This is a genomic window from Acinetobacter sp. MYb10 (assembly GCF_002980175.2).
GTDB lineage: Bacteria > Pseudomonadota > Gammaproteobacteria > Pseudomonadales > Moraxellaceae > Acinetobacter > Acinetobacter guillouiae.
On the sequence record NZ_CP058272.1, the window covers coordinates 2,059,380 to 2,076,392 of the forward strand.

Annotated in this window: 16 protein-coding genes; 1 reads left to right on the forward strand and 15 read right to left on the reverse strand. The window is 41.8% G+C overall.

From position 1 onward, the window contains the following. Positions 1-4 precede the first annotated feature (4 nt). The 11 genes from nuoL to CQZ96_RS09720 form a co-directional block, all read right to left on the reverse strand. Positions 5-1,894: an NADH-quinone oxidoreductase subunit L gene (gene nuoL, locus CQZ96_RS09670; protein WP_105713243.1), complete on the reverse strand. Its 1,890-nt coding sequence runs from the start codon at positions 1,892-1,894 to the stop codon at positions 5-7. Next, a complete protein-coding gene (nuoK, locus tag CQZ96_RS09675) occupies positions 1,891-2,199 on the reverse strand; it encodes an NADH-quinone oxidoreductase subunit NuoK (RefSeq protein ID WP_004722831.1) in 309 nt (102 codons plus the stop codon). Before nuoK ends, nuoL begins: the two co-directional genes overlap by 4 nt. Beyond that, entirely contained in the window at positions 2,199-2,717 is a 519-nt protein-coding gene (nuoJ, locus tag CQZ96_RS09680) for an NADH-quinone oxidoreductase subunit J (RefSeq protein WP_171066894.1), read from the reverse strand. Before nuoJ ends, nuoK begins: the two co-directional genes overlap by 1 nt. Then, a complete protein-coding gene (gene nuoI / locus CQZ96_RS09685) occupies positions 2,717-3,259 on the reverse strand; it encodes an NADH-quinone oxidoreductase subunit NuoI (RefSeq protein WP_004722835.1) in 543 nt (180 codons plus the stop codon). Before nuoI ends, nuoJ begins: the two co-directional genes overlap by 1 nt. A gap of 18 nt (positions 3,260-3,277) precedes the next feature. Next, positions 3,278-4,291 carry an NADH-quinone oxidoreductase subunit NuoH gene (gene nuoH / locus CQZ96_RS09690; protein ID WP_004819331.1) on the reverse strand — a complete coding sequence of 338 codons (1,014 nt, stop codon included), beginning with the start codon at positions 4,289-4,291 and terminating at the stop codon, positions 3,278-3,280. 2 nt (positions 4,292-4,293) lie between these two features. Next, positions 4,294-6,978 carry an NADH-quinone oxidoreductase subunit NuoG gene (gene nuoG, locus CQZ96_RS09695; protein ID WP_004819329.1) on the reverse strand — a complete coding sequence of 895 codons (2,685 nt, stop codon included), beginning with the start codon at positions 6,976-6,978 and terminating at the stop codon, positions 4,294-4,296. An 11-nt stretch (positions 6,979-6,989) separates the two neighbouring features. Beyond that, positions 6,990-8,321 (reverse strand): NADH-quinone oxidoreductase subunit NuoF, encoded by a 1,332-nt coding sequence (nuoF, locus tag CQZ96_RS09700; RefSeq protein WP_034611088.1) that lies wholly within the window; start codon positions 8,319-8,321, stop codon positions 6,990-6,992. After that, positions 8,318-8,827, reverse strand: a complete 510-nt coding sequence (nuoE, locus tag CQZ96_RS09705; RefSeq protein WP_004722839.1) for an NADH-quinone oxidoreductase subunit NuoE — start codon at positions 8,825-8,827, stop codon at positions 8,318-8,320. The genes nuoF and nuoE overlap by 4 nt, the downstream gene beginning before the upstream one ends. A 14-nt stretch (positions 8,828-8,841) precedes the next feature. Beyond that, positions 8,842-10,629 (reverse strand): NADH-quinone oxidoreductase subunit C/D, encoded by a 1,788-nt coding sequence (gene nuoC, locus CQZ96_RS09710; RefSeq protein WP_004722840.1) that lies wholly within the window; start codon positions 10,627-10,629, stop codon positions 8,842-8,844. An 86-nt stretch (positions 10,630-10,715) separates the two neighbouring features. Beyond that, positions 10,716-11,393 carry a NuoB/complex I 20 kDa subunit family protein gene (locus CQZ96_RS09715; protein WP_004722842.1) on the reverse strand — a complete coding sequence of 226 codons (678 nt, stop codon included), beginning with the start codon at positions 11,391-11,393 and terminating at the stop codon, positions 10,716-10,718. A gap of 7 nt (positions 11,394-11,400) precedes the next feature. After that, positions 11,401-11,949, reverse strand: a complete 549-nt coding sequence (locus CQZ96_RS09720) for an NADH-quinone oxidoreductase subunit A (RefSeq protein ID WP_004722844.1) — start codon at positions 11,947-11,949, stop codon at positions 11,401-11,403. An 898-nt stretch (positions 11,950-12,847) separates the two neighbouring features. Between CQZ96_RS09720 and CQZ96_RS09725 the strand changes: the two genes are divergently transcribed. Then, entirely contained in the window at positions 12,848-13,198 is a 351-nt protein-coding gene (locus CQZ96_RS09725; protein WP_004722847.1) for a hypothetical protein, read from the forward strand. A 325-nt stretch (positions 13,199-13,523) separates the two neighbouring features. Here CQZ96_RS09725 and CQZ96_RS09730 read toward each other — a convergent pair whose 3' ends face one another. From CQZ96_RS09730 to bfmR, 4 genes are all read right to left on the reverse strand, one after another. After that, entirely contained in the window at positions 13,524-13,853 is a 330-nt protein-coding gene (locus tag CQZ96_RS09730; protein WP_105713245.1) for a hypothetical protein, read from the reverse strand. 135 nt (positions 13,854-13,988) lie between these two features. Next, complete coding sequence (locus tag CQZ96_RS09735; RefSeq protein ID WP_105713246.1) at positions 13,989-14,363, reverse strand: hypothetical protein; 375 nt, start codon at positions 14,361-14,363, stop codon at positions 13,989-13,991. A 233-nt stretch (positions 14,364-14,596) separates the two neighbouring features. Then, complete coding sequence (gene bfmS / locus CQZ96_RS09740; RefSeq protein ID WP_105713247.1) at positions 14,597-16,225, reverse strand: sensor histidine kinase BfmS; 1,629 nt, start codon at positions 16,223-16,225, stop codon at positions 14,597-14,599. Between the two features lie 64 nt (positions 16,226-16,289). Then, a complete protein-coding gene (bfmR, locus tag CQZ96_RS09745; RefSeq protein ID WP_004722855.1) occupies positions 16,290-17,003 on the reverse strand; it encodes a response regulator transcription factor BfmR in 714 nt (237 codons plus the stop codon). Positions 17,004-17,013 lie beyond the last annotated feature (10 nt).

Here is a 17,013-nt window from a genome sequence, read left to right on the forward strand (position 1 = left end):
CATCTTATTTCCCCACTACCTGAATCACGATCAAGATCATCAGCAATACCACTACACCGAGTGACATACTTGATGCATATTCACGTAATGAACCTGTTTGACGGGTACTTGTAAATTTATTCCCACTATTTACGATCGCAGGTAATACCAGCCATAAACCATCAATTGGGTCACGACCTAAAATTTTCGCAATGAGTAAATAAGGTTGAACAAATACAAGGTTGTATAAAGAATCGAAACCAAATGCATTACGGCAGATATTTGCAAGTCCAGCACCAAATGAAGTGGCTGCAAAACCTTGCACCGCTTTATAAGCGAAAGCAAATAACACCACGCCTACAGCTAAACCGACCAATGCGATACCGACTGCAAGGTGTTCTGCACCATGCATCCCTTCTTCAATCGCTTGAGAAACTTCAAATGCAGGGATATGTGCTGCATTTAAAATGTTCATCACTGGCGCTTTTAAGAAGTAAGCCAAACCTGTTGAAAGAACAGCCAAGATACCTAAAGGCGCCCAATACGTTGCACCTTTGATTTCGTGATAATGTGTTTTTTCTTCACCGAAGAATACAACCCAAATTAAACGGAATGTATAAATCGAAGTTAAGAATGCACCCGCAACACCAACCCAATACAATGAGTTATACAATGCGACAGATTGACCTTGCGCCCAAACAGCACCCAAGATTGCATCTTTTGAGAAGAAGCCGATCGTAATAAATGGGATTGCAGCAAGGGCACCACCACCAATCGCGAAGCAAGCAAATAAGAATTTGTTTTTGTAGAACAAACCACCCATTTTAAAGATGTTTTGTTCATGATGGTAAGCCAAGATCACCGCACCAGAAGACAAGAACAATAATGCCTTAAAGAATGCATGTGCAAGCATATGGAACAGGCCTGCTTGATACGCTTCTGCACCCACAGCCATAAACATATAACCGAGCTGACTCATGGTAGAGTAAGCCAGAATACGTTTGATATCTGTTTGAACCAAAGCCGCAAAGCCAGCAACCAACAATGTTACAGCACCCGTAATCGAAATGAACTGCATCACTTCTGGTGTCATTTCAAACACAGAGAACATGCGGCAACATAAGTAGATACCAGCGGTAACCATTGTTGCAGCATGGATCAATGCAGATACTGGTGTCGGACCAGCCATTGCATCTGCCAACCATGTTTGTAATGGGATTTGCGCAGATTTACCTGCTGCACCCAAGAACAACATCAATGACGTAATCAATGCCAAGTTATGATCAAGTGCGAGAACTTGTGAAGCATTGGCAACAATCGTGCCGATGTGTAAAGTACCAAATTGTTGGTAAAGCAAGAACAATGCGATCAGTAAGAATACATCACCAACACGCGTTACTGTAAATGCTTTAATTGCCGCAAAACCATTTGCAGGGTTTTGGTAGTAATAACCAATCAACAGGTAAGAACACAGACCTACGCCTTCCCAACCTAAGAATAACAACGCTAAGTTGTCACCCAATACAAGCACCAACATGCTGGCAACGAATAAGTTGAAGTATGAGAAGAAACGAGCGAAGTCTTCTTCACCACGCATGTACCAAGTTGCAAAGATGTGAATCAGGAAACCTACACCTGTCACCATGCCCATCATTAACAATGACAAGCCATCAAGATGCAAACTTACACCCGGTGCAAAACCGCCTACATTGAACCAATTCCATAAATGCTGTGCTTGCGCAACTGAACCCTGCTGAACAAAGTCCATACCTGCAATCAATGCAAATAAAGCAGAAAGGCCAACAGAACCCGCACCAATAATTGCTGCTACATTTTCAGGAAGTTTATTACGTCCTGCCGCTAAAAGTACAAAGCCAATCAGCGGAAATAAAATCGTTAAATATAAATAACTCATCCGCGCATCTCACTAGCAGCATCTACATCCAGATGATGGAAGCGATGATAGAACTGGAGGACGATCGCTAGACCGATACAAGCCTCTGCCGCAGCAAGTGTGAGGATCAAAATAAACATAATTTGACCATCAGGTTGTGCCCATGCACTTCCTGCCACAACGAATGCCAATGCTGCTGCATTCATCATGATCTCAAGGCTCATTAACATAAATAATAGGTTGCGTCGCACCATTACACCGTAAAAACCCAGTGCAAAAAGGATAGTTGCGACGATCAAACCATGTTCTAAAGGAATGTTGCCCATTACTGTTTATCCTCTGCTGCACTCGGTTCACGTTTGCCTAAGTGGAATGCTGCAACCAATGCTGCAAGCAATAACATTGCGGCAACTTCAACCAATAATAAATAGTGGGTAAAGAGTGCTTGACCAATTGCTTTAGGTCCAATCACTTGAGTTCCAAGTACTGCACCATGTTGGGTATAGTCTGAACCTAATACCCAAACCAAACATAAGCCAACTAAGAAGCTCATGAGTGCTGGATAAGCCCAAGCATCTGAAGTCAACCATTTACGTTCTTGGTCAACTGTATGTTGACCAAGGTTGAGCATCATGACCACGAATACGAACAACACCATGATCGCACCCGCATAAACAATCACTTCAAGCGCAGCTGCAAATGGTGCACCAATGATCAAGAAGATCCCTGCAACAGCAAGTAGAGAGACGATCAAACTTAATAAAGCATGTACTGGATTGGTGTTGGTCACAACACGAATCGTCGAAACAATGGCCACGAGAGCCATTAAATAAAATGGCCACATCATGGTAATAAGCTCCGTACATCTACAGGCGCACTTTCACGTTGCGCTTGACCTTTTTCTTTACCATCAATTGCCATACCACTTACACGGTAGAAATTGTAGTCTGGGTATTTACCCGGTCCTGAAATGAGTAAGTTTTCTTTCTCATAAACAAGATCCTGACGGACATATTCGCCTAACTCAAAATCTGGTGTTAACTGAATAGCAGTTGTTGGACATGCTTCTTCACACATACCGCAGAAAATGCAGCGTGAGAAGTTAATGCGGAAAAATTCTGGATACCAACGTCCATCATCTTTTTCAGCTTTCTGCAATGAAATACAACCAACAGGACATGCAACCGCACATAAGTTACACGCAACACAACGCTCTTCACCGTCTGGGTCACGTGTTAATACGATACGACCACGGTAGCGTGGAGGTACGATTTGTTCGGCTGGCACTTCTGGATATAAAATCGTATCGCGTTTGCGTGTGACATGGCTAAACACCATCCACAACGAACGAACAATTGATCCTACGCCAGCTAGAATTTTATACATTTTGTACTCCCTGCTGTCCTAGGCCTGATTCATCAGAATCACAGCACCAGTCACCAAAAGGTTGACCAATGCAAGTGGTAAACACACTTTCCAACCAAAATTCATAACTTGGTCATAACGTGGACGCATTAAAGAACCACGTGCCAAGACAAACATCATTACAAAGAATGCTGTTTTCGCAATGAACCAGAACGCATCTGGAATGAATGGAATATTTAAATTAAATGGTGCTAACCAACCGCCAAAGAATAAAGTCACGATCAGTGCAGAAATTAGAATGATGTTGACGTATTCAGCAACGAAGAACATCCCCCATTTCATACCACCATATTCGACATGGTAACCTTCTGCCAATTCTTGTTCAGCTTCTGGTTGGTCAAATGGATGACGATGCGTTACCGCAACACCTGCAACCACGAAGATCATGAAACCAATGAATTGCGGAATCACAAACCATACATCACGTTGTGCTTCTACGATGTCACGCAAGTTAAATGAACCTGCAATTGCCACCACACCCATCAATGAAATCCCTAAAAAGACTTCATAAGAAATGGTTTGTGCTGCTGAACGTAGACCACCTAGTAACGCATATTTGTTGTTGGATGCCCAACCACCAAATAACACCGCATATACTGCAATACCTGCCATTGCCATAAAGAACAATAGCCCGATACTCATGTCTGAAACACCTAAGTAAGGTGAAACAGGAATAACCATGAATGACAGTACTGCAGTCGCCATTGCCACTGCTGGTGCTAAACGGAAAGTTAACTTATCTACAAACTTTGGTGTCCAGTCTTCTTTGAACATGATTTTCAACATGTCGGCAACGATCTGGAACATCCCGCCAGGACCAACACGGTTTGGTCCATAACGGTCTTGCCATAAGCCCAGCAAACGACGTTCAATAAATGACATCAAAGCGGCCAGTAAAACCACAACCAACAAAATTACGATGGCTTGAATCACTGAATAAGCGATTGGCCAGTCTTGTGCCCATGTCGGTAGTGCGCGTAAAGATTCATTCATGATTACACTCCTACCGTTACAGATACAGGTTCAGCAAGTGAAACTGTTGGTGCTTGGCCGACTGGATAACCGATATAACCTGTTGGTAAATATTCAATCACATGCACAGGAAGACTAATCGTCGTTTCGCCTGCTTTCACTGTCAGTTGTTGACCATCTTGAACATTTAAACGTGCTGCATCTTGCTCGCCCACGGCAAAAGTCGCTTCTGGAATACGCGATTCCATCACCGGCGTTTTAATCGTAAATTCACCTGAAGCGAAAATATGATGCATTGGAACCAGACGGAAACTCTCTGGATTTGCCACAACCGCAGTTGGCGCCACATAGCTACGTGCAGGACGTTTTACTAAGCGATCAAATAAACGAACGCCTGAATCACCGCCTTTAAGATGACCACCCACTTCGTCTTGGTATTTATTCCAAGCTTGTGGTGAGTTCCAACCCGGCGCCCATGCAAATGGAACCAATGACGATGCATTTTGCGGTCCAACATAACCTTCCATAGAGAATGTTAATGCGGAATCGACATCGACAGGTTGTTTCGGCTCATGTACGTTTAATGGTGCACGCATTGCAGTACGACCTGAGTAACGACGTGGTTCACGGGCAATTTTCAAGCCATGAACACGGTAGCCCGCATCAGGTGCAACATCTTGAATCGCTTCAAGAACTGGAACATTTTTGACCACAGACTCAATTACGTCATCCAGCAATGTCCACGAGATCGCTTTACCTTTCACACCCGTTTCAATGGCATGTAACCAGCGCCAAGATTCTTTGATGGCATATTCTGGTTTGTAATAGCTTGGGTCATAAACTTGATAGAAGCGTTGCGCACGACCTTCTTGGCTGACCACTGTCCCATCGCCTTCTGCAAAGCTTGCAGCAGACAAGACAACATCCGCCGCTTTTACGGTTTCAGTTTCAGAGTGATCAAGCACAATCACGCTTTGCGCTTTGTCTAGAGCTGCCTGAACTTGTACAGCAGGTAAACGGCGGAACAAATCATTTTCAACAATAATGATTGACTCATAATCTTGAGCAAATGCTTGTTCTAAGCTTAAACCACCAAACAAAGCCATACCCATTGAGTTCACTTCTGGAACTGTCAATGTTAAGCCTGCATTTCCACCTAGGTTTTGTGCAACTTGTGCAGCAGCTTCCATGATGGCAGCATCTTGTAAGCTAGTACCCGAGATGATTAATGGTTTTTTCGCAGCTTTTAACGTATCCGCAATGGTTTGTGCAAATGCTTTAGCATCATCATCTAAACCAAGAATCGCATCACCGTTTACACCCGCAGCAATCGCAAAACCTAAACGTGCAATATCGTTTGGAGAAGCAACAACTTCACCCTCAGCAATATCAGCTAAACGTGTTTGTGTTGCAGCCAAGATATAGATTGGAGAATTTGCATCCTGACCAATACGTTTTACAGGTTCAGCTAACCAATCTTGGGTACGGCGGTCTGCAGCCATTTGTTTGGCTTTGTTTTTCGCAGCTTGGCGAACAGACAATGCCATACGTGGTGCAGTTTGCGTTAAGTCTTCACCCAAGATCAAGACTGCATCATAGCTTTCGATTTCACGCATACTTGGGTTATAAACACCCTCAGCTTGCATAATCGATGCAGCAAGTTCAACCAAGTTCTGTTCTTTTTGAGAAAGACCTGTTGAATAATTTTCTTGGCCAACCAACTCACGCAACGCGTAGTTTGATTCTAATGATGCACGTGGAGAACCAATACCCAAGACTTTTTTGCCTTGAACATTTTCAATCACTGAATCCAGCGCCACATCAACAGAAACAGTTTTAACTTCTGTTGCAGCACGGAATTGCGGCTGACGTGGACGATCTTCACGGTTCACATAACCCGTACCAAAACGACCTTTATCGCAAAGGAAATATTGGTTAACGTCACCATTAAAACGGTTTTCTACACGACGTAATTCGCCATAACGCTCACCCGGAGAGATGTTACAACCAGAAGAACAGCCTTGGCATACGCTAGGCGCATACTGCATGTCCCACTTACGGTTATAACGTGCCGAATGGGTTTTATCGGTAAATACACCTGTTGGGCACACTTCAGTCAAGTTACCAGAGAACTCAGACTCTAAAGTGCCTGATTCTGGACGACCGAAGTAGACACGTGATGCATTGGCATAAACACCAAAGTCTGTACCACCAGCATAATCGTTGTAGTAACGAACACAACGGTAGCATGCGATACAACGGTTCATCTCATGTGCAATGAAAGAACCCAACTCTTGGTTGTGATGCGTACGTTTGGTAAAACGATAACGACGACGATCATGTTGCGTCATTACTGTCATATCTTGTAAATGACAGTGACCACCCTCTTCACAGACTGGACAGTCGTGTGGGTGGTTGGTCATTAAGAATTCCACAATCGATTCACGGAAATCTTTTGCTTCTTTGTCTTCAATCGAAATAAAGGTATTGTCAGATGCAGGAGTCATACATGACATTACTAAGCGACCACGAGTATCTTCTGGATTCGCATATTGAGTAACAGCACATTGACGGCAAGAACCGACAGAACCTAAAGCTGGATGCCAACAAAAATATGGGATGTCGATGCCAAGACTCAAACATGCTTGTAGCAAGTTTTCCGAGCCATTGACTTCATACGATTTTCCATCGACATGAATTGTAGCCATAGTCGAATTCCTTAAACTTGTTCTACGTGGCTGGCTTGGGCTACAGGACGATCTGTCACTTTAGCTTCAAACTCGCTACGGAAATATTTGAGTGCACCCATCAATGGTTCCATCGCACCTGGTGCGTGAGCACAGAATGTTTTACCAATCCACAATTTGCGAGTCAGTTCTTGAAGATGTTGAATGTCTTCCATCTTCCCTTCACCTTTCTCAATTGCGACAAGTGCTTTGACCGCCCAAGGTAAACCATCACGGCATGGCGTACAGAATCCACATGATTCACGTGCAAAGAATTCTTCTAAGTTACGCGTTGCAGAAACCATACACTGGGTTTCATCAACGACCATTAACAAACATGTACCTAGACGAGAACCTGCTTTCATAATGCTTTCTGAATCCATTGGAAGATCAATGTGTTCAGCAGCCAAGAAGTCAGTCGATGCCCCACCCGGTAACCATGCTTTAAGTTTAAGACCATCGCGCATACCGCCAGCATAGTCTTCAATCACTTCACGTGCAGTCGTACCAAACGGTAATTCCCAAAGACCAGGGAAAGTCACTTTACCTGATGCACCATAAATTTTAGTGCCTGGATCTTTAGATTTACCCGCAGACAAACCGATATACCACTCCGGCCCACGCAACATAATTGCTGGCAAGTTGTTATAGGTTTCTACGTTGTTTACGATGGTCGGACGACCCCATGCACCTGCAACTTGCGGGAATGGAGGCTTAGTACGTGGATTTGCACGACGACCTTCGAGTGAGTTAATCAATGCAGTTTCTTCGCCACAGATATAACGCCCCGCACCAGTATGCACATGCAGGTCAAAGTTCCAACCTGTATCTAAGATGTTGTCACCCAAATAACCTTTAGCACGCACTTGTTCTAAAGCTTCATTTAAGTATTGTGCAGCTTCAATGTATTCACCGCGAATGAAGATATAACCCTGAGTTGCTTCGAGGGTATAACCTGCAATCAACATCCCTTCGATCAATTGATGCGGAAGTTTTTCCATCAACAAACGGTCTTTGAATGTTCCCGGTTCCATTTCATCGGCATTACAGATTAGGTAACGAGGACCACCATCATTGGGTGCCATCAATGACCATTTAATCCCTGCTGGGAAACCTGCACCACCACGACCTTTTACAGTCGCTGCTTTGATGACTTCAAGAACATCTTTAGGTGGCATAGAAAGCGCTTTTTTAAAGCCTGCATAGCCTTCTAAAGCTTCATAGTCATCAGCACTACGAACAAATTCCTGCTTACTCAAACGCCATGTTAATGGGTGAGTTTCAGGGTTTCCTTCGCCATAAATTGGTCTTGGTTCGGTATTCATACATACTTCTCCAATAACTGTTTCACAGAAGTCACTTCAACCAAACCGTGTGTATCTTCATCAATCATTAGGGTTGGACCTTTGTCACAGTTCCCTAAACAGCAGATCGGCAATAAAGTAAAACGACCATCAGCTGTCGTTTGACCAAATTGGATACCCAGTTCACGTTGGAAAGCTTCTGCTAAAGTTTCCGCACCCATCAAGAAACATGCAATCGAATCACATAATAAAATTACGTGACGACCTACAGGCTGACGGTATATACGGTTATAGAATGTTGCAACACCTTCTAAATCCGCAGTTGTAATTGTCAATAATTGAGCAATTGCATGTAACTGCGCGTCATCCACCCAACCATTACGGCGTTGTACACACTTTAAAGCATCCAAAGACGCTGCGCGTGGGTATGGGTAGTGACCCATGTGATGTTCAATTTCATGGATTTCTTCGCTGGTCAGAATCCCTTCAACATTCACACGTGGCTTTTTATCAGTCAAAATCATCATAATGCGTTTACCCCTTAGCGATCCACGTCAGCCATAACGACGTCAATTGTCGCTAAATAAATGATCAAGTCAGATACAAGACTGCCGTTAATCACGGAAGGAATTTGCTGCAAGTGGGTGAAAGTAGGCGTACGAATACGGGTACGGTAACTCATGGTTGACTTATCTGAAGTCAAGTAATAGTTAGACGCACCTTTCACCACTTCTGCCATTACAGAGGCTTCACCAGCTGGCATTACAGGACCCCATGACACGCTCAAGAAGTGCGTAATCAAAGTTTCAATATCTTGTAAAGTCTTATCTTTTGGTGGTGGAACTGCCAATGGATGATCCGCTTTATAAGGACCAGAAGGCATATTATCCAAACACTGTTTGACGATTTTTAACGACTCTTCGATTTCGCGATAGTGAACCATCACACGCGCGTAAGCATCGCCTTCATACTCTAACGGCACTTCAAAATCGTAATTTTCATAACCACTGTATGGACGATATTTACGAACATCAAAATCAATACCTGTCGCGCGTAAACCAGTACCTGTTACACCCCAAGCCAATGCCGATTTAGCATCGTATTGCGCAACATTACGGGTACGACCCACAAATACTGAGTTTTTCAGTGCAGCAGTATGATATTCCTTCAAACGTTTTGGCATCCATTCGAGAATTTCACGAATCAGTTTTTGCCAGTTGTTTGGAAGGTCATGTGCTGTACCACCGATACGGAACCATGCTGGGTGCATACGGAAACCTGTGATCGCTTCAATTGCATCATAGATTTTTTGACGATCCGCAAACATATAGAATACTGGTGTCATACCACCGGCATCCTGAATCGCAGTACCGATATACAACAAGTGGTTATTGATACGGAATAATTCAGACATCATGACACGGATACATTGTGCACGATCAGGAACGGTAATCCCTGCAAGTTGCTCCACACCCATGACATAAGGCATGTTTTGCGCACAACCACCTAAGTAGTCAACACGGTCTGTATATGGAATAAATGAATGCCAAGTTTGACGTTCAGCCATCTTTTCCACACCACGGTGGTGATAGCCAATATCAGGCACACAATCTTTCACTTCTTCGCCATCAAGCTGCAAAATTACACGGAATGCACCATGCGCAGATGGATGGTTAGGTCCTAAGTTCAAGAACATAAAGTCTTCATCGGCGTTACCGCGTGTTAGACCCCAATCTTCTGGAACAAAACGAAGATGTTCTTGTTCGAAATCTTGTTTAGCCTTGTCTTGCATGTACGGTGTATATTCAGTCGCACGTGCAGAATATTCTTTACGTAGTGGATGACCTTCCCAATAAGTTGGCAACAAGATACGACGAAGCATTGGATGCCCTTCGAAATTGATCCCAAACATATCGTAAGCTTCACGTTCGTACCAATTGGCATTTGGCCAAATATTGGTCGCTGTTGGAACGTTAATATCGTTCTCACTCAACGCCACTTTGATACGAATATCACTATTACGTTCTAATGAAAGTAAGTGATAGAACACTGTGAAATCAGATGCAGGTAAACCATCACGGTTGTTACGCAAACGTTCATCGACCGCAGATAAGTCAAACAGCATCACATAAGGACGTGGTACTGTACGCAAGTACATTAGAACTTCTTGTACACGTGCGCGCTCAACCCAGACCGTCGGAAAATCTTCAAACGTCGGTTGCACGTAAAAGTTCTCGCCAAATTTGGCTTTGAGATCTTCTACAATTGCAAATGCTGGGCGGGAATCAACTGGAGTCGATTCTGGCATAGCAATTTCAGTTTCAGCCATTGGCTTGGCTTCCTATTTAATACAAATTCTGTCAAATTCCCTGATGACCATATCCATCAGATATGTCAAATACTCATCAGAAAAAATTACTCAATTTCATCCATAGAGCGTAAGTTTTTCACTGCAATACGTTCAGCGTTCTTACGGTCGCGTTCTGGCATCATCTTTGGCTTATACACTGGCTGAAGATCATCACCGATTACCGCAGAGAGCGGACGACGTTCTAATTGAATTTGGTCTTGCAATAACATCAAGGCTTGAATCAATGCTTCTGGACGTGGTGGGCAACCTGGAACGTACACGTCAACAGGAATGATTTTATCCACACCTTGTACAACAGAATAGATGTCGTACATACCACCAGAGTTTGCACAAGCACCCATTGAAATCACCCATTTAGGCTCAAGCATTTGTTCATACAAACGTTGAATTACAGGTGCCATTTTAACAAAGCAAGTTCCTGCAACGATCATCAAATCTGCCTGACGTGGCGAAGCACGAATAACCTCGGCACCAAAGCGCGACAAGTCATGCACACCGGTTAACGTGGTTGCATATTCAACGTAGCAGCAAGATGTACCAAAGTTAAAAGGCCATATTGAGTTTTTACGGCCCCAGTTTACAGCTGTGTGTACCACATCCTCTAAGCGAGTCATGAACACATTTTTATTCACTTCTTCTTCAAGTGGATCTGTCACAATTTGACGATCTTGAAGCGGATATTGTTCAGCTTCTGGATTCGCACGGGTTAAAGTATATTTCATTCCCGAGTTACTCCTTGTTCAGAGACATGGTCGGTGTTTTATCTTTCACACGACCAGAAGATTGAGCTGGAATAGTTCCAGTAGGATCCATCACCAACTCTTCAATTGAATTGAAGCGAGTAATTTCTGCAAGGTCCATATTTGGTGAACCAATTTTAGGTTTAATCCCTGCGATTTTACGTTTATCTGAAGGTGACCAGTTCAATGCACCTGTAGATAATTCATAAATCAAACCAACGAGTAAAACTAAAATAAATACAGCTGCAGCTGAAAAACCAACCCAACCTACTTCACGTACAGATGTCGCCCATGCATATAAATAGAGGGCTTCCAAATCGAATACAACAAAGAAGATTGCAACAAGGTAGAACTTCGCAGACAAGCGGATACGTGCACCACCAGCACTAACCACACCTGATTCAAATTGCTCTTGCTTCGCACGTCCCCATGATTTACCCCCAAGGAGCAAAGGAACGGTGAGCATAAAGACACATAAAAATGTCACGCCGATCACGAAGGCAATGATTGCCCAATCGTATGGAGTAATGGCACTCATGCGGGGATAACTCCTGGCAGGCCTATTATTTAACAAAGAATGTATGTATTGGCCTTGCAAATACACCAAACACAAAATAAATCTGGTCAATTGTACCCGATTGATGTCATCTGTTGCTAGTTAATAGCTCTAAGTCTTTCGGATGATTTTTTAGACAAAAGCCATAATTTTTCCTGATTCACAGCGATACAGCGCTGACTTATCGTTTTATCAAATTTCCATCCCTATTCTTATTAGTTTTTCCGAAGTTTATTTTTTAATCATGAATTAAAAATGACAAATCAGTAGCTTAATCCGATTCAGTCCAAATAAAAGCTTCGATTTATCTATGCTTTTCTGCGATTTAATTGGCTAATTTCTACAAATATAAGGATTTACCATCTAAAATATTTTGTTACATTCTATGTGATAAAATAGTCACATTAGATCAATCAAGTAATAAAAATTATCTTATTGTGATAATTTTTAAATATTACAAAGTTATTTATAATTTTTTATACTTTACTATTATCAAAACCAACTTATTTCAGTGAAATAACCCGCTTTAAACCATCCAGCGCCAAATGTTCAATGCCTACTTTTGACCTACCTTGTGCCCTCTTATGATTTTCTGATTTAAATTTTCGAAATAGTCAGCACTGTCAATCATGTCATTTTTCGCACATACCACACACTTAAGCGCACCCAAACTGGCCCAAACTAAAGCTGTTTGAAAGATGAGTAACTTATCGCCACTTAAATCAGCAAATTTTATATTTAACACCCAATTGCAGTAAAAGGTGTTCATTGTCGCAAACTTAGACGAATTGTCTACAGAGCCTATACACATTGAACTACTTTTATGTATATGCTATTCAATATGAACAACTTTAAATCAATAATTTAGGGGTAAAACAAGATGGAATTCAGCAGCAAGCCAAACTATTTTTTATTTGCACAATTACTGATTCGTCATATTGAAAATTACGTCAAAAAACACGCTGATGCACAAAATGCAATTTTTGATCTAAGAGATGTTTATGAGCTTTTCCGCCAAGATCTTGCCGCAACCACGACAAATCTAGAAGGGATTTTAAATATCGCGGATGAATATCGTATTGATACCATTCAAGGTGACCAAAAAATCATTAGCAGTTATAAAATTGACGCTGAACAAAATAGCTTATTGATTGACTTTAATCATGATGCATTACAAGCATTGCGAGACAGCAAGCCAATCATTGCACCTGATGCGACGCTTCAACAATAAGATCTTGACTAAGCAACACTCAGACATAAAAAACCACCGAAAATTTTCGGTGGTTTTTTTATTTGAAACCAAGCCTTCAGTCCACAATCGCATTCTTCTTATTCATCCAGTATCCACACTACACGAAACCCAACAGGATCGCTGCCCCATGGCATTGTGCTCTAAGCTGATGACTTGAACCCAGTATCGCGTGCTAGGTTGATGACATGGATCAGTTTACTGACTACAGTATCGACCAACACTGCCAATGGCCTTTGAAAACGAAGACGCAAAAATAAACCTTGATCATTCGTAGTGACGTCAAAATCTTCTGAAAAACTCAATTTTATACAAGATCAGTAATACCTGTGATAATTTCTGCAATTAAATCAATGCTGATGGTTAATACGATATCCCAAGATTCACAATCCTCCCCGATCAAAATATAAATCTCGCCATCATCACCTTTTTTCCAATGAACTGGGCTGTTGGCAGATTCTCCTGCCTTTATAGAAGCAACAGAATCAGTTGTTATTTTTTTCAATTCTTCCACTTGGTCAATTGAAATATAAATATTAATTTCAATATATTGGTTGGCAATTTTTATTATAAATGCAGGATGCCCATTTCCATTAAATGCATGATCAATAGTAATATCAAAATTAGCGTTCACCATTCAAATTTCCTTAATGAATATTATCATTATCAATATCAACATCAATGCTCAAGCTATTTAGTTTGGTCTGCGTAATTATGCTTAGAAAGGTCTGACAAAGAGTACGTTTTGATGTTCCGATAGATATCGTTATTTTTACATAACGCGAATATCATACAAATGTAGTAGTTTACCTGCATTTATTGGCGCACAAAAAACAGCATATAAATCTGATTCAGAATCATCAAACCATAATTGGACCTCAATTATATGTTTATTAACACGATCTCCTTTGAGAGAGAAAACCTCTGTATCCCCCAGCACATCGTCAGGGATTTGTGTCATTTTCACAAATCCACTTAAATGCGCAAATTCATTTACAGCAACTCTATATTCATTTGCCGTTGATGGATAGGCCAGTTTATTTTTTACCAATTCTTCATAGTCATCAGAAATCATAAGATTCAATATTTTTATCATTGATTCTTTATATATTGAAAATTCTCTTAGAAAAATATTTTCATTTGTCATTTTCTGATCCCAACTTTTCGCATTGCCGTGGATGGAGCAATTCCAATCTTCTGAAAATATAGATCAAAAGGCATCCAATATTTTTGAGTGATTTTTTGTATTGAACGTCCCTTCTCCCGTTGGGAGAAGGTTAGGATGAAGGTGGTTTTATCTTAAATAATGACTTTAAAGATGACTGATGAACCAAGTCAAATAGCGCTTAATTGATAATATTTAACAGCATGATTTAACAATTAAGCTTTTTTCTTTTTAAAACGCTCTACAGGCCAAGACATAGTAAATCTTGCACCACCCAAATCTGAGCTTTGATCGACTTCAATCGTCCCGCCAAACCAATACGCAATACGACTAACAATTGAAAGTCCTAAACCATAACCACCCGAAGCACGGGTACGGCTATCATCTAAACGTGCAAATGCCTCAAACACACGTTTACGGTCTTCCTCTGGAATCCCCGGGCCATCATCTTCTACACAGACATAAGCCATATTGGTCTGGTGATTGACACCACCACTGATATTGACCTGATGATCACAGTAACGTATCGCATTCCCCACTAAGTTTTGTACAACACGATGTAAATAACGACGTTCTGCATCGACAATCACATCAGATGAAAGTGGATTGAGATGGATAATCTTTTGCGTTTTTAATGCTTCGGTTTCTACCGCAACTTGCTTTAATACATCAATCAATACAATTTTTTCAAAATCTAATGATGGTGTACCTTGCTCTAATTTCGCATAGGTCATGATTTCATCAATCAGCGTATTTAACGCTTCGATGTCTTTATCAATCATCTCGACTTGTTGCAAACGATATTCATGGTCATCTTCATCTGCCAGCATTTCCATACCAAAACGGATTCGCGCCACAGGTGTACGTAACTCATGTGATACCGCACGCATTAACTCACGCTGTGCTTCAATCAAACGCTGTATATGGTCAGACATGCTGTTATAACTGGTGGCTAGACTGGCCATTTCGTCATAACCCTCAACAGGTACACGTTGCGACATATCCCCTGTTCTCATCACATCCAAGGCTTCATTCACCTGTTTCAACTTACGTTGCATCGGCACAATCAATCCATACACCCCTAAACAGAGTAAGAACATACTCAGCAATGTAATTCCGGCTGCCAATTTGACGGGCATCCAGTTAAACATTGGAACGGGGCCAAGCACCAATACATCTGTAGGTGAGTTTGGTAAGGGTGAAACAATCGAAATGGTGGTACCGCGTACAGTTGCACTGTCACGCCATAAAATCACACTTTGATCTGACCTTAAACGACCAATTTGCTCGGAATCGAGATTGAGCTGAGAAATCTTTTCCACACCAACATGATAAGAGAAATGTTGTTGAATTTTATTAAGATATTCTTGTTCTTGACCGGGATAATAGACCAAGTAATCTAGAATAAATACTGGAAGCGCCTTCATTTGGCGTTCGCCAATTTGATCGACTTTGATATATAAATAGTGTTTAGGGTCATTTCTGATCCCTATCACCAGATAGGCAATCCCTTGTTCTGCATCATAGCGCACTACCGCTTTTTGGCTTTCTATACGTTTTTCTTCAGTACGAGATAAGTCAACTTTGCGTGCTTCGAGATAATAAATGGGAAGTTCTAATAGATCAGATGCATCTGAAATCCAATCTAGGCGCTGCTGTTCAGTTTGCTGACGTGCCACACCTTCACTGATCACAAATGAAATTCCATCTGTGAGAGACTCACGATATTCCTGCGCACGTTGATAATTAATTATTTGGACAAGTAAATATCCAAACAAGGCAACCAACACAACAAGAATGACTAATCCTGCATAGATGCGCAAAAATATACTGTGTTTAGACACGCAAACTAACCTTCTTTATGCCTGTCCTGTAATGGACAAGCATCTTAGATGACTGACCCATCGTTTATAGACCAGTCTCTTTAACAAACAAATAACCTTTACTACGTACAGTTTTAATACGTTTCGGATTTTCAGGATCATCACCAATTTTTGGACGAATACGTGAAATACGTACATCAATCGAACGGTCTTGACCGTCATATTCAATACCGCGGAGACGTTCAAAGATGTCTTCACGCGATAAGATACGGCCTGCATTCGATGCCAATAACCAGAGTAGATCATATTCAGCACTGGTGAAGTCAACCAACTCACCATTAAGTGTCACTGAACGACCGCCATTGTCGATCACAAGATCGTCAAATTCAATACGTTGTGCAACTTCATCTTCAGGCGCTTTGTCTGTACGACGTAATAATGCACGAATACGCGCAAGCAATACACGCGGTTGAACAGGTTTAGCAACATAGTCGTCTGCACCCATTTCTAAACCAAGAACTTGGTCCATATCTTCAGTACGTGCAGTCAACATCAAAATCGGTTGATGATAATGTGGACGAACTTCACGACAAACGGTTAAACCATCTGCACCCGGCAACATCACATCCAACACAACCAAGTCTGGTTGTTCAGCAATGATGCGGCGAATCGCACGGTTACCATCTGGCTCTACCCCAACTTCCAATCCATTGCGAATTAAGTATTCCTGAGTTAAGCGAGCTAGGCGCTCGTCATCTTCAACAATCAGAATCTTTGGTAACTTTTCTTCTTGGCTCATCTATTTGCCC

Coding starts and splice junctions, on each gene's coding strand:
- CQZ96_RS09720 (WP_004722844.1), bottom strand. CDS start 11,949: ATGAGTGCCATTACTCCATACGATTGGGCAATCATTGCCTTCGTGATC.
- nuoG (WP_004819329.1), bottom strand. CDS start 6,978: ATGGCTACAATTCATGTCGATGGAAAATCGTATGAAGTCAATGGCTCG.
- bfmR (WP_004722855.1), bottom strand. CDS start 17,003: ATGAGCCAAGAAGAAAAGTTACCAAAGATTCTGATTGTTGAAGATGAC.
- nuoH (WP_004819331.1), bottom strand. CDS start 4,291: ATGAATGAATCTTTACGCGCACTACCGACATGGGCACAAGACTGGCCA.
- nuoF (WP_034611088.1), bottom strand. CDS start 8,321: ATGAATACCGAACCAAGACCAATTTATGGCGAAGGAAACCCTGAAACT.
- nuoI (WP_004722835.1), bottom strand. CDS start 3,259: ATGTATAAAATTCTAGCTGGCGTAGGATCAATTGTTCGTTCGTTGTGG.
- CQZ96_RS09735 (WP_105713246.1), bottom strand. CDS start 14,363: ATGACAAATGAAAATATTTTTCTAAGAGAATTTTCAATATATAAAGAA.
- CQZ96_RS09725 (WP_004722847.1), top strand. CDS start 12,848: ATGGAATTCAGCAGCAAGCCAAACTATTTTTTATTTGCACAATTACTG.
- nuoJ (WP_171066894.1), bottom strand. CDS start 2,717: ATGTGGCCATTTTATTTAATGGCTCTCGTGGCCATTGTTTCGACGATT.
- nuoL (WP_105713243.1), bottom strand. CDS start 1,894: ATGAGTTATTTATATTTAACGATTTTATTTCCGCTGATTGGCTTTGTA.
- CQZ96_RS09715 (WP_004722842.1), bottom strand. CDS start 11,393: ATGAAATATACTTTAACCCGTGCGAATCCAGAAGCTGAACAATATCCG.
- nuoE (WP_004722839.1), bottom strand. CDS start 8,827: ATGATGATTTTGACTGATAAAAAGCCACGTGTGAATGTTGAAGGGATT.
- nuoK (WP_004722831.1), bottom strand. CDS start 2,199: ATGGGCAACATTCCTTTAGAACATGGTTTGATCGTCGCAACTATCCTT.
- nuoC (WP_004722840.1), bottom strand. CDS start 10,629: ATGGCTGAAACTGAAATTGCTATGCCAGAATCGACTCCAGTTGATTCC.
- CQZ96_RS09730 (WP_105713245.1), bottom strand. CDS start 13,853: ATGGTGAACGCTAATTTTGATATTACTATTGATCATGCATTTAATGGA.